21 protein-coding genes and 1 pseudogene are annotated in these 23,259 nt (G+C 74.7%); 15 read left to right on the plus strand and 7 right to left on the minus strand.

Going from position 1 to position 23,259, the window contains the following annotated elements:
* Window positions 1-218: 218 nt before the first annotated feature.
* From ahcY to HOP40_RS36410, 12 genes and pseudogenes are all read left to right on the plus strand, one after another.
* Window positions 219-1,721: an adenosylhomocysteinase gene (gene ahcY / locus HOP40_RS13675; RefSeq protein ID WP_172158391.1), complete on the plus strand. Its 1,503-nt coding sequence runs from the start codon at window positions 219-221 to the stop codon at window positions 1,719-1,721.
* A gap of 179 nt (window positions 1,722-1,900) precedes the next feature.
* Complete coding sequence (locus tag HOP40_RS13680) at window positions 1,901-2,326, plus strand: ester cyclase (protein WP_172158394.1); 426 nt, start codon at window positions 1,901-1,903, stop codon at window positions 2,324-2,326.
* 29 nt (window positions 2,327-2,355) lie between these two features.
* Window positions 2,356-2,649 (plus strand): hypothetical protein, encoded by a 294-nt coding sequence (locus HOP40_RS13685; RefSeq protein ID WP_205347184.1) that lies wholly within the window; start codon window positions 2,356-2,358, stop codon window positions 2,647-2,649.
* A 29-nt stretch (window positions 2,650-2,678) separates the two neighbouring features.
* Complete coding sequence (locus HOP40_RS13690; RefSeq protein WP_205347185.1) at window positions 2,679-3,134, plus strand: NUDIX hydrolase; 456 nt, start codon at window positions 2,679-2,681, stop codon at window positions 3,132-3,134.
* 1,029 nt (window positions 3,135-4,163) lie between these two features.
* Entirely contained in the window at window positions 4,164-4,838 is a 675-nt protein-coding gene (locus tag HOP40_RS13695) for a dTMP kinase (RefSeq protein ID WP_172158397.1), read from the plus strand.
* Window positions 4,839-4,854: 16 nt separating this feature from the next.
* Window positions 4,855-5,532, plus strand: coding sequence for an MtrAB system response regulator MtrA (gene mtrA, locus HOP40_RS13700; RefSeq protein ID WP_205347186.1), 678 nt, complete (start codon window positions 4,855-4,857; stop codon window positions 5,530-5,532).
* Between the two features lie 22 nt (window positions 5,533-5,554).
* A complete protein-coding gene (gene mtrB / locus HOP40_RS13705) occupies window positions 5,555-7,309 on the plus strand; it encodes an MtrAB system histidine kinase MtrB (protein ID WP_172158399.1) in 1,755 nt (584 codons plus the stop codon).
* Window positions 7,306-9,036: an LpqB family beta-propeller domain-containing protein gene (locus HOP40_RS13710; protein ID WP_172158401.1), complete on the plus strand. Its 1,731-nt coding sequence runs from the start codon at window positions 7,306-7,308 to the stop codon at window positions 9,034-9,036. Before mtrB ends, HOP40_RS13710 begins: the two co-directional genes overlap by 4 nt.
* Window positions 9,037-9,233: 197 nt before the next feature.
* A complete protein-coding gene (locus tag HOP40_RS13715) occupies window positions 9,234-9,872 on the plus strand; it encodes a ComF family protein (RefSeq protein WP_205347187.1) in 639 nt (212 codons plus the stop codon).
* 249 nt (window positions 9,873-10,121) lie between these two features.
* A complete protein-coding gene (gene hpf / locus HOP40_RS13720) occupies window positions 10,122-10,787 on the plus strand; it encodes a ribosome hibernation-promoting factor, HPF/YfiA family (protein WP_172158402.1) in 666 nt (221 codons plus the stop codon).
* 164 nt (window positions 10,788-10,951) lie between these two features.
* On the plus strand, window positions 10,952-13,957 hold the full coding sequence (gene secA / locus HOP40_RS13725; protein ID WP_172158406.1) for a preprotein translocase subunit SecA: 3,006 nt from the start codon (window positions 10,952-10,954) through the stop codon (window positions 13,955-13,957).
* A gap of 79 nt (window positions 13,958-14,036) precedes the next feature.
* Window positions 14,037-14,300 (plus strand): annotated as a pseudogene (locus HOP40_RS36410) (MarR family winged helix-turn-helix transcriptional regulator); the annotation flags it as partial.
* Window positions 14,301-14,558: 258 nt separating this feature from the next.
* Here HOP40_RS36410 and HOP40_RS35885 read toward each other — a convergent pair.
* Window positions 14,559-15,119: an Rv3235 family protein gene (locus HOP40_RS35885; RefSeq protein WP_240157658.1), complete on the minus strand. Its 561-nt coding sequence runs from the start codon at window positions 15,117-15,119 to the stop codon at window positions 14,559-14,561.
* Between the two features lie 220 nt (window positions 15,120-15,339).
* Between HOP40_RS35885 and HOP40_RS13735 the strand changes: the two genes are divergently transcribed.
* On the plus strand, window positions 15,340-15,717 hold the full coding sequence (locus HOP40_RS13735; protein WP_172158411.1) for an HAD-IA family hydrolase: 378 nt from the start codon (window positions 15,340-15,342) through the stop codon (window positions 15,715-15,717).
* A 78-nt stretch (window positions 15,718-15,795) separates the two neighbouring features.
* Here HOP40_RS13735 and HOP40_RS13740 read toward each other — a convergent pair whose 3' ends face one another.
* From HOP40_RS13740 to HOP40_RS13750, 3 genes are read right to left on the minus strand one after another with little or no spacing between them, the layout of a single operon-like run.
* Window positions 15,796-16,092, minus strand: coding sequence for an antitoxin (locus tag HOP40_RS13740; protein WP_172158414.1), 297 nt, complete (start codon window positions 16,090-16,092; stop codon window positions 15,796-15,798).
* 43 nt (window positions 16,093-16,135) lie between these two features.
* Entirely contained in the window at window positions 16,136-17,356 is a 1,221-nt protein-coding gene (locus HOP40_RS13745; RefSeq protein WP_172158415.1) for an alpha-hydroxy acid oxidase, read from the minus strand.
* A 19-nt stretch (window positions 17,357-17,375) separates the two neighbouring features.
* The gene (locus tag HOP40_RS13750; protein ID WP_172158416.1) at window positions 17,376-18,131 is read right to left on the minus strand and encodes a TrmH family RNA methyltransferase; all 756 of its coding nucleotides are present in this window, start codon (window positions 18,129-18,131) and stop codon (window positions 17,376-17,378) included.
* Between the two features lie 23 nt (window positions 18,132-18,154).
* Between HOP40_RS13750 and HOP40_RS13755 the strand changes: the two genes are divergently transcribed.
* Window positions 18,155-19,579, plus strand: a complete 1,425-nt coding sequence (locus HOP40_RS13755) for a WS/DGAT/MGAT family O-acyltransferase (RefSeq protein ID WP_172158417.1) — start codon at window positions 18,155-18,157, stop codon at window positions 19,577-19,579.
* Entirely contained in the window at window positions 19,579-20,085 is a 507-nt protein-coding gene (locus HOP40_RS13760) for a DUF6912 family protein (protein ID WP_172158418.1), read from the plus strand. Before HOP40_RS13755 ends, HOP40_RS13760 begins: the two co-directional genes overlap by 1 nt.
* 10 nt (window positions 20,086-20,095) lie before the next feature.
* Here the strand turns inward: HOP40_RS13760 and HOP40_RS13765 are convergent, their stop codons facing one another.
* From HOP40_RS13765 to rsgA, 3 genes are all read right to left on the minus strand, one after another.
* Complete coding sequence (locus tag HOP40_RS13765) at window positions 20,096-21,325, minus strand: FAD-binding domain-containing protein (protein ID WP_240157659.1); 1,230 nt, start codon at window positions 21,323-21,325, stop codon at window positions 20,096-20,098.
* Window positions 21,326-21,408: 83 nt separating this feature from the next.
* Window positions 21,409-22,215, minus strand: coding sequence for an SCO4651 family lipoprotein (locus HOP40_RS13770; RefSeq protein WP_172158419.1), 807 nt, complete (start codon window positions 22,213-22,215; stop codon window positions 21,409-21,411).
* 39 nt (window positions 22,216-22,254) lie between these two features.
* Window positions 22,255-23,259, minus strand: coding sequence for a ribosome small subunit-dependent GTPase A (rsgA, locus tag HOP40_RS13775; protein WP_172158430.1), 1,005 nt, complete (start codon window positions 23,257-23,259; stop codon window positions 22,255-22,257).

The raw sequence follows: 23,259 nt of genomic DNA on the forward strand, positions 1-23,259 counted from the left end.
CTTGCTCACCCCGGGTTGACAGCGCGGACCGCACGCGGCCACGCTGGTGGGGCACTGGCGTAGCCGTTCCCCGAGAGGCGCTGCGACGGACCACTGGGTCCGCCACGCTCGGGGTGTACGGGCCATGGTGAGAAGGGCGCCTCTGACCACAGAGGCTGCCCGCACCGCTGTCCGCGAGCCGCCGTCATCCGAAGTTCTCCAGGAGGCGTCACACCGTCATGTCCGTCGACACCACCGCCGACCCCACCGGCAAGCTCCAGACCCGCAACGGCATCGACTTCGCGGTCGCCGACCTGTCGCTGCACGAGTTCGGGCGCAAGGAGATCCGTCTGGCCGAGCACGAGATGCCCGGTCTGATGGAGCTGCGCCGCGAGTACGCCGAGGCCCGTCCGCTGCACGGCGCGCGGATCGTGGGCTCGCTGCACATGACCATCCAGACCGCGGTGCTCATCGAGACCCTGGTGTCGCTCGGCGCCGAGGTGCGCTGGGTGTCGTGCAACATCTTCTCCACCCAGGACCACGCGGCGGCGGCGATCGTCGTCGGCTCCGGCACTCCCGAGGAGCCCAAGGGCGTCCCGGTGTTCGCCTGGAAGGGCGAGACGCTGGAGGAGTACTGGTGGTGCACCGAGCAGCTGTTCCTGTTCCGTGACGACCAGGGCGAGATCGTCGGCCCGAACATGATCCTCGACGACGGCGGCGACGCCACCCTGCTGATCCACAAGGGCGTCGAGTACGAGAAGACCGGCGTCGTCCCGACCGTCGAGGACGAGGACCTGACCGTCTCCGACGAGTACCGGATCATCCTCGACACGCTGCGCCGCTCGCTGACCGCGGACCCGCAGCGCTGGACCAAGGTCGCCTCGGACATCCGCGGCGTCACCGAGGAGACCACCACCGGCGTCCACCGGCTCTACCAGCTGGCGGAGCAGGGTGCGCTGCTGTTCCCGGCGATCAACGTCAACGACTCGGTCACCAAGAGCAAGTTCGACAACGTCTACGGCATCCGGCACTCGCTGGTCGACGGCCTCAACCGCGCCACCGACGTCCTGATCGGCGGCAAGGTCGCGCTGGTCTGCGGCTTCGGCGACGTGGGCAAGGGCTCGGCGGCCGCGCTGGCCGGCCAGGGCGCGCGGGTGATCGTGTCCGAGGTGGACCCGATCTGCGCGCTGCAGGCGCTGCTGCAGGGCTTCCAGGTCGCGACGCTGGAGTCGACGATCGAGAAGGCCGACATCATCGTCACGACCACCGGCAACAAGGACATCATCACCACCGATGCCATGAAGCGGATGAAGCACCAGGCGATCGTGGCCAACGTCGGTCACTTCGACAACGAGATCGACGTGGCCGGCCTGGGCCGGATCCCCGGCATCATCAAGATCAACATCAAGCCGCAGGTGGACGAGTGGGTGTTCCCGGACGGGCACTCGATCATCCTGCTGTCCGAGGGCCGCCTGATGAACCTGGGCAACGCCACCGGCCACCCGTCGTTCGTGATGAGCAACAGCTTCGCCAACCAGGTCATCGCGCAGGTGGAGCTGTTCACGAAGTTCGAGGAGTACAACAAGGACGTCTACCGGCTGCCCAAGCACCTGGACGAGAAGGTCGCGAAGATCCACGTCCTGGCGCTGGGCGGGGAGCTGACGAAGCTGTCGAAGGACCAGGCCGAGTACATCGGCGTGGACGTCGAGGGCCCGTTCAAGCCGGAGCACTACCGCTACTGATCCTCCCCGTCCTCCCCGTCCTCCCCGCCGACGGCCGGTGGTGCACCCGCACCGCCGGCCGTCGGCGCGTCCGCGTCCGGCGGCCCGGGGTTGCGCCGGTAGGCGGCAGCCGTCCCATGATCCTCGGCCTACGCTCGGTCGCCCCTCACGACGCCGTGGAGCCCGAGGAGGCACCCGACATGGCCGACACCGCACAGCTCGCCGCCGCACGACGCCTGCTCGACGAGGTCTGGGGCAAGGGCAACCTCGACGTCACCCACGAGCTGATCGCCGAGGACTTCGTCCGGCACGGTCCCGACGTCGAGGGCGGAGGGGTCACCGGCCGCGAGGCGTTCAAGGGCCTGGTCACCGCCTACCGCGACGGCCTCCCGGACCTGCAGGTCCCGGTCATCGAGATGTTCGAGTTCGGCGACCGCGTGCTCTCGACGTGGCGGGTCACCGGCACGATGACCGGCCCGGCCCTCGGCCAGGAGCCCACCGGCCGGTCGCTCGACATGACCGGCCAGCACCTGCTGCGCTTCGCCGACGGTCGCATCGTCGAGGAGTGGTGCGCCTACGACACGATGGGCCTGGTCCAGCAGCTGGGCCTGCAGCCGCCCGCGTAGCGGTTCCCCTCGCGCAGGAAGGAGCACACGTGTACGCAGTGGTGCGCAACTACGAGGACGAGGCGCCCGACGTCGTCGAGCAGATCCGAGCCAGGGGGGACGGCTTCCGGGAGGTGCTGCGCGGGATCGACGGGTTCGTCGCCTACTACCTCATCGACGCCGGCCCCGGCCGCGTCACGACCGTCAGCGTGTTCTCCGACCGCGCCGGAGCCGAGGAGTCGACGCGGGCGGGAGCGAAGTTCGTCAGCGACAACCTCGCGGGGTGGGCGCCGAACCCGCCGACCGTCGTGCAGGGTGAGGTCGCGCTCGACGCGTTCCCGTAGCGGGGCTCGTGTCGGCCTAGGCTGGCGGTGTGCTCCTCCTCCGCGGTGACGGTGACGGCTGGACCCACTGCGACCAGGGCCACCGCCACTGGGGCCTGTTCGGCGCCGCCGGCCTGCTCCTGCGCCACGACGACCAGGTCCTGCTGCAGCACCGCGCCCACTGGAGCCACCACGGCGGCACCTGGGGCATCCTCGGCGGCGCCCGCAACCGCGGGGAGAGCGCGCAGGACGCGGCGCTGCGGGAGGCGTCGGAGGAGGCCGGGCTCGACCCGGCGGCGGTCACGACGCTGGGGGAGTTCGTCGACGACCACGGCGGCTGGACCTACACCACCGTCGTCGCCCGCACCGCCGAACCGCTCCTGCTCACCGCCCTGACGGCCGAGACCCTGGAGGTGCGGTGGGTGCCGGCCGAGGGCCTGGGCGGCCTGCCCCTGCACCCCGGCTTCGCCGCGACGTGGGACGTGGTGCGGACGATGGCGGCGTGATCGTCTGTCGCGGGGGCTTGGTGGGGCCGTGAGGGTGCGGTCCCGGTGATCACCGGCTCGTGATCGTCGAGACTGTGACCTCAAGGTCGTCGCGGGGGCCGTGAGGGTGCGGTTTCGGTGATCACCGGCCCGTGATCGTCGGGAGTGTGACGTGGGGGTCGTTGGTGGGGCGGTGGCGGTGCGCTTTTGGTGATCACCGGCCCGGGTGCCGGTGAAGCGGTCGCTCGGACGGCGCGTCGGGCCGCGCCCCGGCTCCGCACGTTCTGGTCTCCCACGCGCGTCCGGGCATTCGCGGGACCCGGATAGGTGCGCAGTTGGGGCGGTCGGGGTGTGGTGATCGTCGGGAGTGTGACTCCAGGGTCGTCGCGGGGGCCGTGAGGGTGCGGTCCCGGTGATCACCGGCTCGTGATCGCCGGGAGTGTGACGTGGGGGTCGTTGGTGGGGCGGTGGCGGTGCGCTTTCGGTGATCATTGGCCCGGCGCCGGTCCGAGCGGCCCTGCCGATCGCTTGGACAGCGCGTCGGGCCGCGCCCGCGCCCCCCGCTCCGCGGCCCCCCCGCCACCCGCGCCCCCCGCGCCCGATTGCGCACGTTCTGGTGTCCCGCGCGCGCCCGGACATGCGTGGAACGCGGATAGGTGCGCAGTTGGGGCGGTCGGGGCGTGGTGATCGTCGAGAGTGTGACCAGGAGGTCTCCGCGGGGGCCGTGGTGGTGCGGTCCCGACGATCACCGGCCCGTGATCGCCGGGACTGTGACGTGAGGGTCGTTGGTGGGGCCGTGGCGGTGCGCTTTCGGTGATCACCGGGCCGGCGCCGGTAGAAGCGGCCCTGCCGGTCGCTCGGACGGCACGTCGGGCCGCGCCCGCGCCCCCCGTCGGCGCACCTGCTGGTCTCCCGCGCGCCACCGGACATGCGCGGGACGCCGGACGGTGCGCAGTTCGCCCGGTCGGGGTGCAGTGATCGGCGGAAGCGCGAGGTGGGGGTCACCAGGCCCCCGCCCACCTCCCCGGGCCGTGCGGCAGGATCGGCGCCGTGGGAGCACTGGTCGTCGTCGAGGGCCTCGACGGGGCGGGCAAGCGGACACTGACCGACGCCCTCTCCACCGCCCTGGCCGCCCGCGGCGCCCGCGTGGCCCGCACGGCCTTCCCCCGCTACGACGACGACGTGCACGCCGAGCTGGTGCGCGACGCCCTCTACGGCCGCCTCGGCGACCTCTCGGGCTCCGTCCACGGCATGACGCTGCTCTTCGCGCTCGACCGCCGGGCGGCGGGGCCGCTGCTGCGGGCCGACCTCGAGGCCCACGACGTCGTCCTCGTCGACCGCTACGCCGCCTCCGCCGCGGCGTACGGGGCGGCGCGGCTGCACCAGGACGCGGCGGGGGAGTTCGTGGAGTGGGTGCGGGAGCTGGAGTTCGGGCGGTTCGGGATCCCGGTGCCCGACCACCACCTGCTGCTGGCCGTGCCCCACGCCGTGGCCGCCGACCGCGCCGCGCACCGCGAGCGCACCGAGGCCGGGCGCGAGCGCGACACCTACGAGTCCGACGGCGGGCTCCAGGAGCGCACGGGCGCGGTCTACGCGGGGCTCGCGGCGGCGTCGTGGGTGGCGCCGTGGACGGTGCTGGACGGGGTGGCGGGCGTCGACGCGGACGCCCTCGCGGCCCGGCTGCTGGGCGAGGAGCCGGTCTCTGCGCGGCCCGCGCACGGGTAGTGGGATGCTGACCCGCATGAAGTCGCGCGTGCTGGTGGTCGACGACGACCCGGCCCTGGCCGAGATGCTCACCATCGTGCTGCGGGGCGAGGGTTTCGACACCGCCGTCGTCGCCGACGGCACCCGCGCGCTGCCCGCGGTGCGCGAGCTGCGGCCCGACGTCGTCCTGCTCGACCTCATGCTCCCGGGCATGAACGGCATCGACGTCTGCCGGGCCATCCGCTCGGAGTCGGGCGTGCCGATCGTCATGCTGACGGCCAAGAGCGACACCGTCGACATCGTCCTGGGCCTGGAGTCCGGCGCCGACGACTACGTCGTGAAGCCGTTCAAGCCCAAGGAGCTGGTCGCGAGGATCCGCGCGCGCGTGCGGCGCACCGAGAACGAGCCGGCCGAGCAGCTCGCGATCGGCGACGTCACGATCGACGTCCCCGCCCACCAGGTCGTGCGCCATGGCGAGCAGATCGCGCTCACCCCGCTCGAGTTCGACCTGCTGGTGGCGCTGGCCCGCAAGCCGCGCCAGGTGTTCACGCGCGAGGTGCTGCTCGAGCAGGTGTGGGGCTACCGGCACGCCGCCGACACGCGCCTGGTCAACGTGCACGTCCAGCGGCTGCGGTCGAAGGTCGAGCGCGACCCGGAGCACCCGGAGGTCGTGCTGACCGTCCGCGGCGTCGGGTACAAGGCGGGCCCGCCGTGAGCGGACGCCCCGCACCGGTGCAGTGAGCCCCGGCCGCCTCCGCCGCGGCCTGGCCCAGGCGCGCCAGTTCGGGGGCGAGGTCGCCGAGGCCTCGGGTGCGGTCTGGCGGCGCTCGCTGCAGCTGCGGGTGGTGATCAGCACCCTCGCCCTGTCGACGGCGGTCGTGCTCGTGCTCGGCCTGGTGCTGCAGACGCAGATCGCGCAGCGCCTGGTGCAGGGCAAGGAGGCCGACACGCTGCTGCGCTTCGAGGCCGGCGTCTCGCTGCTGGAGCGCGACCTGTCCGGCGTCGACCCCGACCGCGAAGGTGCCGAGGGCGAACTCAACAACGCCCTCGCGCAGCTGACCAGCGCCGACTCCGACGGCGAGGCCACCGCGGCGGGGGAGTTCCGGGCCGTGCTCACCACCGGGCGGCGCGACGGGGGCGAGGAGATCTCCGCCGGTCCCGTCGACGACGTGCCGGCCGAGCTGCGCCGTGACGTCGGCGAGGACAGCACGCTGGCCCGCCAGTACGCGACGATCACGCAGAACGGCGTGGCCGTGCCGACGCTCGTCGTCGGGCAGCCGGTGCGCACCGCCGGCCCGCGCGGGCTCGAGTTCTACATGCTGTTCCCGCTCGACTCCGAGCAGCGCACGCTCGGGCTGGTCCAGAGCACGCTCATCGTCGCCGGGCTGCTGCTGCTCCTGCTGCTCGCGGGCATCGTCAGCATCGTCACGCGGCTGGTCGTGCGCCCGGTCCGCGAGGCCGCGGAGATCGCCGAGCGCTTCGCCGACGGCCACCTCGACGAGCGCATGCGCGTGCAGGGCGACGACGAGGTCGCGCGGCTGGGCGAGTCGTACAACGAGATGGCGCAGAGCATCCAGAGCCAGATCCAGCAGCTCGAGGAGTTCGGGGCGCTGCAGCGGCGCTTCACCTCCGACGTCAGCCACGAGCTGCGCACCCCGCTGACGACGGTCCGGATGGCCGCCGACGTCCTCTACGCCTCCCGCGAGGAGCTGCTCCCGGCGCTGCGGCGCAGCTCGGAGCTGCTGGTCACCGAGCTCGACCGGTTCGAGGCGCTGCTCGCCGACCTGCTGGAGATCAGCCGGCTCGACGCGGGCGTCGCCGACCTGGTGGCCGAGAACGTCGACGTGCGGTCGGTCGTGCTGCGCGCCGTCGAGGCCGTCCGGGGCATCGCCGACGAGACCGGCACCGAGCTCGACCTCGACCTGCCCGAGGGCATCCTCGCCGAGATTGACAACCGGCGCGTCGAGCGGATCGTGCGCAACCTCGTCGCCAACGCCGTCGACCACGGCGAGGGCCGACCGGTGCGGGTGCAGCTGGCCGCCGACGACCGAGCGGTGGCGGTGCTGGTCCGCGACCAGGGCGTCGGCCTGCGACCGGGCGAGGCCGGGCTGGTGTTCAACCGGTTCTGGCGCGCCGAGGAGAGCCGCGCCCGGCGCAGCGGCGGCAGCGGGCTCGGGCTCTCGATCAGCGTCGAGGACGCCCGGCTGCACGGCGGCTGGCTGCAGGCGTGGGGCGAGGTCGGCCGGGGCGCGGCGTTCCGGCTGACGCTCCCGCGCGTCGCCGGCGGCGTGCTCGTCGACAGCCCGCTCCCGCTCGGCCCCGACGAGAGCACCCCGCCCGCGCCGATGACGTCGGTGCCCACGCCGGCGCGCGGGATGCCGCTCGTCGAGCCGGCCGTGCAGTGGCTGCCCGGCGACGACGTCGACGAGCCCGACGACGACCGCGGAGACGGAGCCCGACCCGCGGCCGACCTGGCGGGGGAGCAGCGGTGAGGCGGGCGACGGTCGCGCTGGCCGTGCTGCTCGCGCTGAGCGGCGTGGCCGGCTGCGCGAGCGTGCCCGGCAGCTCCCCGGTGCAGATCCTGCGCGACGTCACCGACGGGGAGACCGCGGTGCTCCCGCCCGGGCCCGTCGACGGCACGGACGCGGGCGGGCTGGTCCGCGGGTTCGTCGAGGCCTCGGGCAGCAGCGCCGACGACCACGGCGCCGCCCGGCTGTTCCTCGCCCCCGAGGCGCAGGACTGGGACGCGGGTGCCGGCTTCACCGTGCTGGACTCCCAGTTCGACACCGTCCCCTCGCCCGGCGCGCCCGACCCGTCCTCCGACACGACGCGCATCCGGATCCGCGGCAGCTCCGTCGGGCGGGTGACGGCGTCGGGGTCGTTCGAGCCGGAGCAGGCGCCGGTGCAGATCGACGTCACGGTCGTGCGGCGCAACGGTCAGTGGCGCATCTCCGAGCTCCCCGACGGCGTCGTCCTGCCGCTGGACGAGTTCCGCACGAGCTACCGCGACGTCCGCACCTGGTTCGTCGACCCCGCCCGCCGCGTCGTCGTCCCCGACCTGCGCTACCTGCCCGCGTTCCCGTCCCGCGCGCAGGCCTCGCGGGCGATGGAGCTGCTGCTGGCGGGTCCGTCGGGGGCGCTGCTCGGCGCCGTCGACTCCCAGCTCGACGCGGGCGCGCGGCTGCGGTCGAACGTGGCGCTCACCGAGACCGGCGCGCTCATCGTCGACCTCACCCGGGTCGGCGACCTCGACGAGCCCGGCCGCCGGCTGCTCGCCGCGCAGGTCGTGCTGTCGCTCGGCGAGGTCAACGTCGCGCGGGTGCGGCTGCTCGTCGACGGGATCCCGCTGATCACCGGCAGGCCCGAGCTCACGCGCGAGGACGTGGCCGACCTCAACGGCGACGTCCAGCCCGCCGCCGACGTGCCCGCGCTCGTCGTCGCGGGCGGGCGGCTGCGCGGGCTGGGGGCCGGGTCCGCCGGGTCCGAGCAGCCCGGGCCGCTGGGCAACGGGGCCTACGACGTGGAGTCGGCGGCGTCGTCGGTCGACGGGCAGCGGGTCGCCGCGGTCGCGCGCTCGTCGGGGCGGCGGCTGCTGCTGGTCGGTGGCGGCGCCGACGGCGGGGTGGCCGAGATCGGGCTGTCGGCCGTCGACATGACCCGGCCGTCGTGGACGCCGACGGGCAGCGAGGTCTGGACCGTCATGGACTCGACGACGGTGGCGCGCGTGCTCGTCGACGGGGCGGGGACGCCGCGGACGGGGCAGGTCAACGCCGACGAGCTCGCCGCGTTCGGCCCGATCCAGGACCTGCGCCTCTCGCGCGACGGGATGCGCGTGGTCGCGGTCGTCGCGGGCGGGCTCTACACGGCCGCCGTGACGCGCAGCCTCGACGGCGAGGCGGCGGTCCGCAACATCCGGCGGCTGCGCCCGGCCGACCTCGGCGAGGTCGTGAGCGCCGACTGGCGCTCGGCGGAGGCGGTCGTCGCGATCACGCGCCGGGCCGACCGGCTCGTCGCGCAGGTGTCGGTGGACGGCCTGTCGGTGCAGGGGCTGCTGGTCAACAACCTGACGCCTCCGCTGGGTGCGGTCGCGGCCGCCCCGAGCCGGGCGTTCCTGGTGACCGACCAGAGCGGGGTGTGGAGCTTCGCGGGCGGCGACCAGGACGCCTGGCGCCAGGTGCTGGGCGGGGCGCCGGACGCGGTGCCGTTCTACCCGGGCTGAGCGCGCGGCTCGCCGGCGGGCGACCACCTGTCGTCCGCCGGCGGGCGACCGCCTCCCGAGGCCGAGTTGCAGCAAGGCCACCTTGACGCAACGGGACGTCAGCAAGGTGGCCTTCCTGCAACCGGGGGTGGGGTGGCCGGAGCCGCGCCTGTGGACAACTCCCGCCCGCCGTCGGCCCCACCCGGCACCCTGGGCGGATGGGACCCCGCCTGCTCGCCGCGGCGCTGACCGACCTCGTGCTGCCCGCAGGCTGCGCGGCGTGCGGTGCGCCGGAGGCGCCGTGGTGCCCCGCGTGCGCATCCCTGCTCACCGGGCCGCACCGCGTCGGGCTGCCCGGTCTGCCGCCGACGCTCGCCGTCGGGCGGTACGCGGGCCCGCTGCGCACCGCGCTGCTGCGCTACAAGGAGCGCGGCCGGCGCGATCTCGCCGTCCCGCTCGCCGCGCTGCTCGCCGCCGGGCTCAGCGGGGCCCCGGTCGACCTCGTGCCGGCCCCGTCGCGGGCGGCCGCGGCCCGGGCGCGCGGCGGCGACCACGTGGTGCGGCTCGCCCGCGCCGCGGCCGCGGGACGGGCGGGGGTGCGGGTCGTGCCCGTGCTCGGGCTGGCGCGCGGGGCGGCCGACTCGGTGGGGCTCGACGCGGCGCAGCGCACGGCCAACCTGCGCGGGCGGGTGCACGTCCGCGCGCCGCTGCGCCCGCGGCCGGGGGCGGACGTGCTCCTCGTCGACGACGTCGTGACCAGCGGCGCGACGCTGCGGGCGGCGGTCGGGGCGTTCGCGGCGGCGGGTGTGCGCGTCGACGGCGCGCTCGTCCTGTGCGACGCGACCGGCGCATGTTGATCATGAACAGCGGATGGAATCGTACCCTCGGGACGGTGTTCGGGGAATGTCACCGAGCGCAACCACACGGCCCGGGGTCACTCACCGCACGGGTCTGTTGCCGTCCTGTGATCCGGGCTACGGTCCCTTCTCATCCGACCCGCCCCGTCGAACGGGGCATTCGAGGAGGAACGCACCGATCCAGTGCCGGGACTCCTGTCCTGGCGCATCTGCACCGCCAACCCGACGCCGAAAGCGAGGGAAGTCTGCGTGGAGATCGTTGTCACCGGCCGGAACGTCGAGGTGCCCGAGCACTTCCGGGTGCACGTCGCCGAGAAGGTCGCTCGCCTGGAACGCTACGACCACAAGATCGTCGGGCTGGAGGTCGAGCTCTTCCACGAGCCCAACCGCCGCCAGCTCAAGACCTGTCAACGCGTCGAGCTCACCGGCCGGGGCTGCGGCCCGGTCGCCCGTGCGGAGGCCTGCGCCCAGGACTTCTACGCCGCGCTCGACGCCGCCGTGGCCAAGCTCGAGGCGCGCCTGCGCCGCTCGCACGACCGCCGCCGCGTCACCGGACGCCGCACCCAGGTGCTCGTGGGCCGCGCCGCGTCGAACGGCCGGGGCACCGCCCTGCTCGAGGAGGCGCCGCCCCTCGACACCGAGACCGACGTGGACATCCCGTTCCCGCGCGACGCCGTCGACGACGCCCTGCCCGACCACCTCCCGCCCGAGGCCACCGACGACGATCCGGCCCCCGGCCGCGTCGTGCGCCGCAAGGTGCACACGGCCGACCCGATGTCGGTCGACGAGGCGCTCTCCCACATGGAGCTCGTCGGCCACGACTTCTACCTCTTCTCCGACTCCGAGAGCGGGGAGCCCAGCGTCGTCTACCGGCGCAAGGGCTACGACTACGGCGTCATCCGGCTCGGCAGGTAGCCCGCCCACCGACCCCGAGGGGGCGGCCGGCGTTCCGCGAGGAACGCGGGTCGCCCCCTCGGCGTTGTGCAGGTGGGTCCGGGTGCTTCGCTACCCTGGACCGGGCAGCGCTGCGCCCCCGGGCGCGTGCTGCGACCTGACCGCCACGTGAATGAGGTCGAGCTGTGCCGCTTTTGGACCGCCTGCTGCGCGCCGGAGAGACGAAGCTGGTCAAGCGGCTGGGCCGGATCGCCGCGCACATCGACACCCTCGAGGCCGATGTCGAGGGCCTGACCGACGCCGAGCTGCGCGCGAAGACCGATGAGTTCCGCTCCCGCTACGCCGACGGCGAGACCCTCGACGAGATGCTGCCCGAGGCCTTCTCGGTCGTCCGCGAGGCCGCCCGCCGCACGATCGGCCAGCGCCCCTTCACCGTCCAGCTCATGGGCGGGGCGGCGCTGCACCTGGGCAACATCGCGGAGATGAAGACCGGTGAGGGCAAGACCCTGACCTCGACGCTGCCCGCCTACCTCAACGCCATCTCGGGCGAGGGCGTGCACCTGGTCACCGTCAACGACTACCTGGCCAAGCGCGACGCCGAGAACATGGGCCGCATCCACCGCTTCCTCGGGCTGTCGGTCGGCGTGATCCTCTCGGAGATGCCGCCGCTGATCCGCCGGGGCCAGTACCAGGCCGACATCACCTACGGCACGAACAACGAGTTCGGCTTCGACTACCTGCGCGACAACATGGCCTGGAACAAGGCCGACATGGTGCAGCGCGGCCACAACTTCGCCGTCGTCGACGAGGCCGACTCGATCCTCATCGACGAGGCCCGCACGCCGCTGATCATCTCCGGACCGGCCGAGCAGAGCGCCCGCTGGTACCAGGAGTTCGCGCGCATGGCCCCGATGCTCAAGCGCGACGTGCACTACGAGGTCGACGAGCGCAAGCGCACCGTCGGCGTCACCGAGGAGGGCGTCGCCCTCGTCGAGGACCAGCTCGGCATCGACAACCTCTACGAGGCCGCCAACACCCCGCTCGTCGGCTACCTGAACAACGCGATCAAGGTCAAGGAGCTGTTCAAGAAGGACAAGGACTACATCGTCCGCGACGGGCAGGTCCTCATCGTCGACGAGTTCACCGGCCGCGTGCTGGCGGGGCGCCGCTACAACGAGGGCATGCACCAGGCGATCGAGGCGAAGGAGGGCGTGGAGGTCAAGGCGGAGAACCAGACGCTGGCCACCATCACCCTGCAGAACTACTTCCGCCTCTACGAGCGCCTCTCGGGGATGACCGGTACGGCCCAGACCGAGGCCGCCGAGCTCAACCAGATCTACAAGCTGGGCGTCGTCCCGATCCCCACCAACAAGGACATGATCCGCAAGGACCAGCCCGACCTCATCTACAAGACCGAGGAGGCGAAGTTCGAGGCGGTCGCCGACGACATCGCCGAGAAGCACGCCGCCGGGCAGCCGGTGCTGGTGGGCACCACGAGCGTCGAGAAGTCCGAGTACCTGTCGAAGCTGCTGGTGAAGCGGCAGGTGCCGCACGAGGTCCTCAACGCCAAGCAGCACGAGCGCGAGGCCGCGATCGTCGCGCAGGCCGGGCACGCGGGCGCGGTCACCGTCGCCACGAACATGGCCGGCCGAGGCACCGACATCGTGCTGGGCGGCAACCCCGAGTTCCTCGCCGACCTGGAGCTGCGCCGCCGCGGGCTCGACCCCGTGGAGAAGCGCGAGGAGTACGAGGCGGCCTGGGACGAGACGGTCGCGGCGATGAAGGCGCAGGTCGCGGCGGAGGCGGAGGAGGTCAAGGCCGCGGGCGGGCTCTACGTGCTCGGCACCGAGCGCCACGAGTCGCGCCGCATCGACAACCAGCTGCGCGGCCGGTCCGGCCGGCAGGGCGACGCGGGCGAGTCGCGGTTCTACCTCTCGCTGGGCGACGACCTCATGCGCCGCTTCAACGGCCACATGGTCGAGTCGATCATGAACCGGTTCAACCTGCCCGATGATGTGCCGATCGAGGCCGGCATGGTCACCAAGGCCATCCGCAGCGCGCAGACGCAGGTCGAGCAGCAGAACTTCGAGATCCGCAAGAACGTGCTCAAGTACGACGAGGTGCTCAACCAGCAGCGCACCGTCATCTACTCCGAGCGCCGGCGCGTGCTCGCGGGCGAGAACATCCAGGAGCAGATCGAGCACATGCTCACCGACGTGGTCACGGCCTACGTCGAGGGCGAGACCGGTCAGGGCTACTCCGAGGACTGGGACCTCGACAAGCTCTGGACGGCGCTGGGCACGATCTACCCCATCGGCATCCGCTGGCAGGACCTCGCCGACTCCGACGACGAGGGCGACCTCGACGACCCGGGTGACCTCACGAAGGACCGCCTGCTGACCGCCGTGCTGGAGGACGCCCGCGGCGCCTACGCCCGTCGCGAGGCCGAGATCGACGCGATCATCGGCGCGCAGGGCGGCATGCGCGAGCTCGAGCGCCAGGTCCTCCTGCAGGTCATCGACCGCAAGTGGCGCGAGCACCTCTACGAGATGGACTACCTCAAGGAGGGCATCGGCCTGCGCGCGATGGCCCAGCGCGACCCGGTCATCGAGTACCAGCGCGAGGGCTACGACATGTTCTCCGCGATGCTCGAGGGCATCAAGGAGGAGACGGTCGGGCACCTGTTCAACGTGAAGGTGCAGGCTCCGGCCCCGCCGGCGGCAGCCCCCGTCGACGGTGCGGCACCGGCGGCGGCCGCCGCCCCGGCCGCCGTACCCGCGGCTGCCGTACCCGCGGCTGCTGCACCTGCGACTGCTGCACCTGCGCCCGCCGCTGCCCCGCCTGCCCAGGCCGCCCCGGCCGCGCCCGCCGCTCCGGCGGCCGCCCCCGCCGCCTCCTCGGCCCGCCCGTCGGGACGACGCCGCCGCCCCGAGCCCGCGGTGTCCGCGCCGAGCGACGACGCGGCCACCACCAGCGTGCTGCCCACCGCCTACCAGGGCGCCCGCCCCGCGGACCTGCGCTACAGCGGGCCCACCGAGGACGGCGGCACGGCCACCAGCGGGGGCGGCGGCCGCACCGCCCGCGGGGCCGCGCGCTCGGAGAGCGAGCCGTCGCGCAACCGGCCCTGCCCGTGCGGGTCGGGGCGCAAGTACAAGCAGTGCCACGGGTCCGCCACCGCGGCGCGCCCCTGAGCACCTGAGCACCTGAGCGGCGGGCCGGGTTCTCCGGAACCGCCCCGCCGCCCGGGTCCACGGCCCTAGCGTGCGGGGCGTGCACCCCGTCCCCGACGCCCTCGCCGCCGGGCTGCTGCTGCCCCGCGCCGGGCAGGCGGTCGACCGCCTGCTCCGCCGCGCGGTCGCCGCCCACGGCCTCACCCCCACCTCGCTGGGGGTGCTGGGCGTGCTCGCGCGCGGCCGTCCGGCCTCGCACCGGGACCTGGCCGCCGCGCTCGGGATCGCCCCGGCCACCCTGACCCCCGCCGTCGACGCCCTGGAGCGCGGCGGCCTCGTGCGGCGCGTGCGCGACACCGTGGACCGCCGGGTCGTGCAGGTCCGCGCCACCGACGCCGGGCTGACGCGGTACGCCGGTGCCGTCGACGCCGCGGCCCGCGAGCTGGGCGAGCGCGTCCCCACGCCGCCCGGTGCCGTGGCCGACGCCGTGCGCGACTACCTGCTCGCCGTGGTCGCGGCGGCCGAGGGGGCGGCGGTCCCGGGGCAGGCTCTCCCGGGTGCCGCTACCCGCGTCGACGGGGCCGGTGCCGAGGGGGCGGCGGTCGTGGCTGCGCGGGGTGCCTCAGCCGATCCGGACGACGGTCCAGCGCCAGCGCCCGTCGCGCAGGTCGAAGCGGGCGGCCAGCGCGCGGACCCCTCCGTCGAGCTCGACGGCCACCGCGACCTCGGCGGCGTCGGGGCGCGGGTGGCAGAGCCGGACCCGGCGGAACCGGGCCGGTGAGCGCCGCGCGGCGGGGCGCCGCGCCGCCACCACCCGCCAGTACCGCACCACCTCCTCCTCGGAGTGCGCGGCGAGCTGCGCGGTGGGGCGGCGCCCGTCGAGCACCTCGCAGCCCAGGCGCAGCAGCCGGGTGATCGCCTCGCGGGCGCCCGGCGGGTCGTCGGTGACGCCGGCGGGCGGGCCGCTCGGGCGGGGTGCGGCGGGCGGTTCCGGGGGAGCCTCGCCCGGAGCGGGCTCGTAGCGCACCAGTCGCAGGTGCGGGCCGGGGCGCGGGGGCGTGGATACCGGGGCGACGAGGGCGCTGCTGGGGGTGGGGGCGGTGTCGGCGGGGACGGTGTCGGCGGGGACGGTGCCGGTGGGTGCGGTGCCGGCGGGGGCGGGCGGCGCGAGGGTGCTGGTCACGGCGGCAGCGTGCGCCGCACCGCCCCGGCGGCGGGGCCGTTCCGACCGGTTCGGCGCCGTACCGTACGGCGCCGGTGGGTCCGGAGCCGCACCGTCCGGATCCGCACTGTCAGGGCCGCACAATCGGCGCCCGCACCGTCCGCGCCCGCACCGTCCGCGCCCGCACCGCCCGCGCCCGCACCGCCCGCGCCCGCACCGCACGGGCCGGTAGGTTCGCCGGATGCTGCGCGCCCTGGTCATGGACTACGGCGGCGTGCTCACCGACGGCCCCGAGGTGCTCGACCTCGTCCGCCGCGCCCGCGCCGCCGGCCACCCGACGGCGCTGGTGTCCGACGCCCACGCCGTGTCCGACGACGTCGCCGCGCTGTTCGACGTGCTCGTCCTGGGGCCGGTGCTGGGCGTGCGCAAGCCCGACCCGGAGGTGTTCCGGCGGACCGCGCAGCGGCTCGGCGTCGACGTCACGGAGTGCGTGGTCGTCGACGACCTGGCCGCCAACGTCCGCGGCGCCCGGGCGGCGGGTGCGGTGGTCGTGCACCACGTCGACGCCGGCACGACCGTCGACGAGGTCGAGGTGCTGCTGGGCCTGCCGGGAGCATGAGGAGGGCCCGCGGCCCGGCGGCGCGGTGCGCCACCGGGACCACGGGCCCGGATGCGGTCGGCCGGATCGGCCGGCCGGTCACTGCTGGTGGGGCGGCACCGCTCCCGGCTCGGGCTCGCCCGGCTGGTTCTGCCCGGGGGCGGGCGCCTCGAACTGCTGCTCGTCGGCGGGCACGCCCTGCGCGGGCGCGGGGGGCGCCTGCTGGGTGGTGTCGCCGGCGCCGGTGCGCTGCTGCGCCTGGTCGACGATCCCGTCGATGTGGCCCTCGTGCCCGGCGAAACGGGCCTTGGCGGCCTCGCCGCCCTTGTCGAGCGCCTGGTCCACCTTGTCGTCGTGCTGGTTGAGCAGGTCCTTGGCCTTGTCCAGGAAACTCATACCCGCACCTTGGCCCTTATCGCCCGCGGATGCACGCCGGCGTTCACCCGTTCGAGCGAAGCCGGACGTGTGACGGGCGCAGCTCGTCGACGCTGTTCACGCCCAGGAGCTGCATCGTCCGCACGATCTCGCCGGCCAGGATCTCCACCGCCTTGCGCACGCCCTGCTGCCCGCCGGCCATCAGCCCGTACAGGTAGGCGCGGCCGATCAGCGCCGTGCGCGCCCCGAACGCGATCGCGGCGACGATGTCGGCGCCGTGCGTGATGCCGGTGTCGACCCACACCTCGGCGCGGTCGCCCACCGCGTCGACGACGGGCGGCACCAGCTCCAGCGGCACGGGCGCGCGGTCGAGCTGGCGGCCGCCGTGGTTGGACAGCAGGACCGCGTCGGCCCCGGCGTCGACGACGCGGCGGGCGTCGTCGACGCTCTGGATGCCCTTGATCACGAGCTTGCCGGGCCACGTGCCGCGCAGCCAGTCGACGTCGTCCATCGTGAGCGCCGGGTCGAAGACGCGGTTGATGAGGTCGGCGACGGTGCCGTCGGTGGACTCCAGGCTCGCGAACGCGAGCGGCTCGGTGGTGAGGAGGTTGGCCCACCAGTTCGGGTGCAGCGCCCCGTCGACGAACGTCTTCAGCGACAGCGCGGGCGGGATCGTCAGGCCGTTGTGGACGTCGCGCAGCCGGGCCCCGCCGACGGGGGTGTCGACGGTGAGCATCAGCGTGTCGTAGCCGGCGTCGGCGGCGCGCTGGACGAGGTCCTTGGCCACCGAGCGGTCGCGCCAGAGGTAGAGCTGGAACCACTTGCGCGCTCCGGGCGCTGCCGCGGCGACGTCCTCGATGGTGGTCGTGCCCATCGTCGACAGCGCGTACGGGATGCCGACCTCCTGCGCCACCGCCGCCACGGCCCGCTCGCCCTCGTGGTTCATCATCCGCGTGAAGCCGGTGGGGCCGAAGGCGAAGGGCAGGGTGGAGCGCTGCCCGAGGACGTCGCGGCCGGTGTCGACCTCGGAGACGTCGCGGAGCACGGTGGGACTGAACTCGACCCGGTCGAACGCGTCGCGCGCCCGCTTCAGCGACAGCTCCCCGTCGGCGGCGCCGTCGGTGTAGTCGAACACCGCGCGGGGGGTCCGCCGCCGGGCGATGCGGCGCAGGTCGGCGATGCTCGCCGCCCGGCTCAGGCGGCGCTCGGTGGCGTCGCGGATGAACGGGGCGGGCCGCAGGAGCGGGGCCAGTTCGGAGGGGCGGGGCAGGCGGCGCTGGACCATGACCCCACGGTAGGTGCCGCTACCGGCGCCGGGCCAGCTCGAACGAGGCCACGGCGCCCGCGCTCGCGACGCCCAGCGACTCCACGCCGCCGTGCATCGGGATCGCCAGCACGCCGTCGAGCAGGGGTGCGACGGTGTCGGAGAGGCCGTCGGTCTCGTTGCCCAGCACCAGCGCGACCCGCGGCGGGAGCTCCGCGTCGAGCAGCGAGGAGCCGCCGGCGTCGAGGCCGTAGAGGGTGAAGCCGGCCTCGCGCAGCGCCTCGCAGCCCTCCTCGACCGTGCCCGAGCGCAGCACCGGCGCCCGGAACGCCACCCCCGCCGACGCCTTGACGACGAGCGGGTCGATCGCGGGCACGCCGCGGCGGGGGAGCAGCACGCCGTCGAGCCCCGCGGCCGTGGCGCTGCGCAGGATCATGCCGACGTTGGCGGGGTTCGTGACGCGGTCGAGCACCAGCACGGCGGCGGGCGCGCCGGGCGCGAGCGCGTCGAGGAACTCGCCGACCGGTGCCATCCGCGGCGCGACGACGTCGGCGAGGACGCCCTGGTCGTGGCGCCCGTTGCCGGCCAGCACCTTGACGCGGTGGGCGGTGGCGCGCTGCACCGGCACGCCGCGGGAGCGTGCGGCGTCGAGGATCGCGCGCACCGGCTCGCCGCGCAGGCCCTCGGCGACGATCACCTTGTCGACGCGCAGGTCCGCGTCGTCCAGGGCCTCCTGCACGGGCTTGCGGCCGTAGACGGTGATGAAGGTGTCCTTCGGGGAACGGGGCGCGGCCACGGTGTCAGCCTAGGATCGGTGCCATGCCGCCCCGGCTCTCGCCCCTCGACGCCTCGTTCCTCTACCTCGAGCAGGCGTCCACGCCCATGCACGTCGGCGGTGTGTCGATCTTCGAGCGGCCCCCGTCCGGCTTCGACTACGACGCGCTCGTCGACCTCGTCGAGCAGCGCATCGCGCTCGTGCCCCGCTACCGGCAGAAGGTCCGGCACGTCCCGGCCAACCTCGCCCGCCCGGTGTGGGTCGACGACGTCGACTTCGACGTGGCCTACCACGTCCGCCGCTCCGCGCTGCCCAAGCCGGGCTCCGACGAGCAGCTCACCGAGCTCGTGGCGCGGCTCGTGTCGCGCCCGCTCGACCCCACCCGCCCGCTGTGGGAGATGTACCTGGTGGAGGGACTGGAGGGCGGTCGCTCCGCGATCCTCACCAAGACCCACCAGGCCATGGTCGACGGCATCAGCGCCATCGACATCGGCCAGGTCATCCTCGACGTCGCCGCGCCCAGCGAGCAGGCCCCGACCAACGGCCGGCACCCCGAGCTGTGGATGCCGCGCCCCGAGCCCACCGACGTGCAGCTCGTGATGGGGGCGGTGGCCGAGGCGGTGGCGCGGCCCGGTTTGGTGGTCGAGACGGCCGTGGCCGCGGCGGGCGACGCCGTCGCCACCGTCGGGAAGGTCGCCGGCGGGTTCGCGCAGCTGTTCTCGATGGCGCGCGCGGCCAGCAGGCGCGCGCCGGGCACCCCGCTCAACGTCGACATCTCCACGCAGCGCCGGTTCGCGATCGCGCGCACCGAGCTCGAGGACTACCGGCGCGTGCGGGCCGCGCACGGCTGCACCGTCAACGACGTCGTGCTCAGCGTCGTCGCCGGGGCCCTGCGCGACTGGCTGCTCTCCCGCGGCGAGCCGGTCACGGCGTCGTCGACGGTGCGGGCGATGGTGCCGCTGTCGGTGCGCGGCGAGGCCGACGTCCCCAGCACCGCGACGGCGGGCTCGCTCGGCAACCGCGTGTCGTCGTTCATCGTCGACCTGCCCGTCGGCGAGCCCAGCCCGGTGGTGCGGCTGCACCACGTCACGCACGCGATGCGCGAGCACACGGCCTCGGCGCACTCCGTCGGCGCCGACACGCTGGTCCGGATCGGCGGTTTCGCCCCGCCCACGCTGCACGCGCTGGGGGCCCGCGCGGCGAGCGGGATGTCGAAGCGGATCTTCAACCTGGTCGTCACGAACGTCCCCGGCCCGCAGTTCCCGCTGTACGCGGCGGGGGCGCGGATGCTGGAGATGTTCCCGGTCGTGCCGCTCGCGAAGGGGCAGGCGCTGGCCATCGGATTGACGTCCTACGACGGTGGTGTCTACTACGGCTTCAACGGCGACCGCGACGCCATGCCCGACGTCGACGTGCTGGCCGGCCTCGTCGACGAGGCGCTCGACGAGCTCGTGGGGACGGTGAGCTGATGCGGGTCTACATCCCGGCCACGTGGCCGCTACTGGCGCGGATGGTGAAGAACGGCCGGCTCGACCCGATGGGCGGCACGGCGTTCGCGCTCACCCCGAAGCTGCGGGAGAGCTACACCGCGGGCGACGAGGAGGAGCTCGAGTACGCCGCGATGGCCGAGGCCGCGCGCGCGTCGCTGCGGCTGCTCGGCGTCGAGTTCGGGCTCGGGGAGGACGGCGTGCCCGCCCGGCGGGTGGTCGTGGCGGCCGACGTCGAGGCCACGCTGCGCCCCGACCTCGACGACGGTGCCGTCCGCATCTCCGGCGGCGTGCCGATGTCGGCGGTGGCGGCGGTCCACGTCGACACCGAGGAGGCCGAGTACGCGGTGCGGCAGGCCGCGGGCGCGGTGGACGCCGCCGACATGGGCGACCTCGACGCCGAGTTCCTCATCGGCGAGGCCGAGGACCACGAGCTGGCCTGGTACGCGCCGTCCGAGGTGGCGTTCCTGGTGGAGCTCTCGGACTAGGCCCCCGGCGCTAACGGGCCTTCCTCCGCCACGCCGTGTAGGAGCTGACCGGCCCCGAGTGCGGGCGGAACAGCCACGGCCAGGGGTGCACCCGCACCGGCCCGACCTCCGCGGCGCGGCTCCGGAACCCGGGCACCGGGGCGTGCGTGACGGCCACCGCGCGCCCGCGCAGCACGTCGGGCACCGTGCCGCGGTGCACCTCGACCGGGCGGCGGGTGCCGAGGTCGGCGAGGGTCTCGGCGAGGAACACGAGCCGCTTGCCCGACAGCCGCAGCCGCGCCAGCAGCGGCTCGTCGAAGACGAACACCGCCGGCAGGTCGGGGTGCGCGGCCAGGGCCGGGTCGGCGTCGCCGAGCGACTCCGCGGTGAGCCACACGGCGTCGGGCTCGGCGTCGCCCGTCGGCTCGCGGGGCCCGCCGGTGGCCTCCGGGTCGGGGTCGGCGCGCAGGCGGGGGTCGGGCTCGGGGCGCGGCTGCGGCGGGGCGTCGGCGGGCCAGTGCTCGATGGGGCACGCGTCGCGCAGGGCGCAGCCGCGGCACAGCTGCGGTGCGCGCTTGCGGACCTGCCAGCGGGAGAAGCCGTAGGGCTTCCCGGTGCCGCCGCCGACCGTCCACTGCCAGCCGAGCCGGTTGGCCGCGCGCGACCCGTCGAGCAGGTGGGTGAAGAAGCGGTCCTCGCCCTCGGTCCACTCGGCCCCGGCGCGCACGGTCCACTGCGAGGACAGCCACATCCGCGTCTGGTTGACCAGCCAGCCGTCGGTCTCCAGCTCCTCGACGCAGGTCGCGACGCAGTTCATCGCGGCGGGCCACGGCTCGTCCCACGCCTGCCCCGGGCGCGCCGGGGCCGCCCGCAGCGCCGTGGCGGTGCGGTGCCCGACCCGGGCGTAGAGGTGGCGGGCGTACTCCTGCCAGGCGAGCTCGTCGCGGAACTTGGTGCGGTCGCGGGCGGGGGCGTCGGCCGCGGCGGCCCACGCCGTCGGCAGGTCGATGAGGCCGTAGCGGATCCACGGGGAGAGCCGGGTCGCCCCGCGCCGCCCGACGGGCAGCACCTCGTTGCGTCGGGCGGCGTAGCCGGTGAGGTCGAGCGCGGCGAGCGCGGTGTCGGCGGCCTGCTGGCCGCCGCGGAAGGCGGGCGAGGCGACGGGCTCGTCGCGGCAGAGGTCGGCCAGGTGCGCGCGGACCCACGCGGTGGCGGCGTCCGGTGAGGAAGCGGTGTCCGGCGCGGGGGTGGGGAGCAGCACGCGGTCCAGTCTCGGGGCTCTGCGCCTGCGGCGCTCGTGAGTGGATACGAGTGCCGGAGCACTCGTATCCACTCACGGGCGCGCTAGCGCACCTGGTCCTCCGGCGGCGGCGCGATCGTCGCGGCCTGGCCCCAGTCCCGGTAGCTGCTGGTCACCACCAGCGTCCCGATCCCCGGCAGCTCCTGGCGGGCGGCGCTGCGCAGCGGGCGGTGCGCGGCGTCGACCCACAGCGTCGAGGTGATCCGGTCCAGCCCCGAGCGGACCTGCTGCTCGAGCTGCTCGCGCAGCGCCGGGTCGGCCGTGGTGGCCGCGGCGCGGGCGAGGTCGGTGACGATCGTGTAGCGCACCGCCGGGTCGCCGCCGATGACGTCGTCGGTGGCGTCGCTGATCAGCGTGGCGTCGGCGTAGCGCGCCAGCGTGACGGTGAGGTCGGCCCGCTCGGTGAGCTGGTTCGCGAGCGCGATCATCTGCTGGTCGGCGGGGTCGGTCGAGCTCGGGTCGACCCTCACCCACGGGCGGTCGTCGTTGCCGCCGTCGGCGGGCATCCGCAGGTAGACCGCGTCCGGCAGGACCACGAAGCCGGTCTCCTGCGGGTCGGCCCCCGACTGCGTGACGACCTGGGTGAACGCCAGCTCGACGTCGGCGTCGCTGATCCGCACCTCGCCGGCGCCGGTGAACCGCAGCCGCGCGTCCTGCGCCCCGGTGAGCTCGCCGCGCAGCGTGAACCGCGCCGTCTCGTCGACCCGCTGCTGCGCCGACACGGCCGTGATGAGCTCGCCGATGTCGTAGTAGCGCGTGAGGGTGGCCGGGGCCGGCTCGGCCCCGCCGCACCCCGCCACGGCACCGGTGACGAGCAGTACGGCGAGCAGGCGGGACAACCACGATGCCACGACGGCGCCTCCAGAGGGTCGAGGAACCGTAGCGAACCGTTACCGGAGAGCGACGAGCACCCGGCGGAGCGCAGCCAACCGGCCGGGCCGCAGCAGGCCCTGCTCGACCCGCGCGTCGAGGGCGCACTCGGGGTCGGCGGGCGGCCCGAGGTGCCCGCAGCCGCGGGGGCAGTCCTCGATCGCGGCGGCCAGGTCCTCGAAGGCGGCGGGCACGTCGTCGGGGGTGACGTGGGCCAGCCCGAACGACCGGACGCCCGGCGTGTCGACGACCCAGCCGTCGCGCCCGTCGGCGGTGCGGGGCAGCGGCAGCGCCAGCGCGGCGACGGTGGTGTGCCGCCCCTTGCCGACGGCCGACACCACCCCGACGGCGCGGTCGACGCCCGGCAGGAGCGCGTTGACCAGCGTCGACTTGCCGACGCCCGAGTGCCCGACCAGCGCCGACACCTTCCCGGCGAGCAGCGCGGCCAGCTCGGTCGGAGGCTGGTCGCGGCGGGTCACGACGACCGGGAAGTCCAGCTCGCGGTAGGTGGCGGCGAACGGCTCGGCGTCGGCGAGGTCGGCCTTCGTCAGGCACAGGACGGGGGACAGGCCCCCGGCGTAGGCGGCGACCAGGCAGCGGTCGACGAACCCCGTGCGCGGCACCGGGTCGGCCACCGCGGTGACGATGACGAGCTGCTGCGCGTTGGCGACGACGACCCGCTCGTAGGGGTCGTCGTCCTCGGCGGTGCGCCGCAGCACGGTGGCGCGCGGGTCGACGCGCACGATGCGGGCCAGCGTGTCGGGGTCGCCGGTGAGGTCGCCGACCAGCCCCACCCGGTCGCCGACCACGATCGGTGTGCGGCCGAGCTCGCGGGCGCGCATCGCGGTGACCGGCGGGCGGGAGCTGTCGCCGTCGGGGGCGCAGGTCCAGCGGCCCCGGTCGACGAGGGTGACCATCGCGCCCTCGGCGTCGGCGTGGTCGGGGCGCTGCTTGGTACGCGGCCGCGATCCGCGCCGCCCGGGGCGGATCCGGACGTCGGACTCGTCGTACTCCCGCTTGCTCAT

The sequence above is a fragment of the Pseudonocardia broussonetiae genome, from assembly GCF_013155125.1.
Lineage (GTDB): Bacteria > Actinomycetota > Actinomycetes > Mycobacteriales > Pseudonocardiaceae > Pseudonocardia > Pseudonocardia broussonetiae.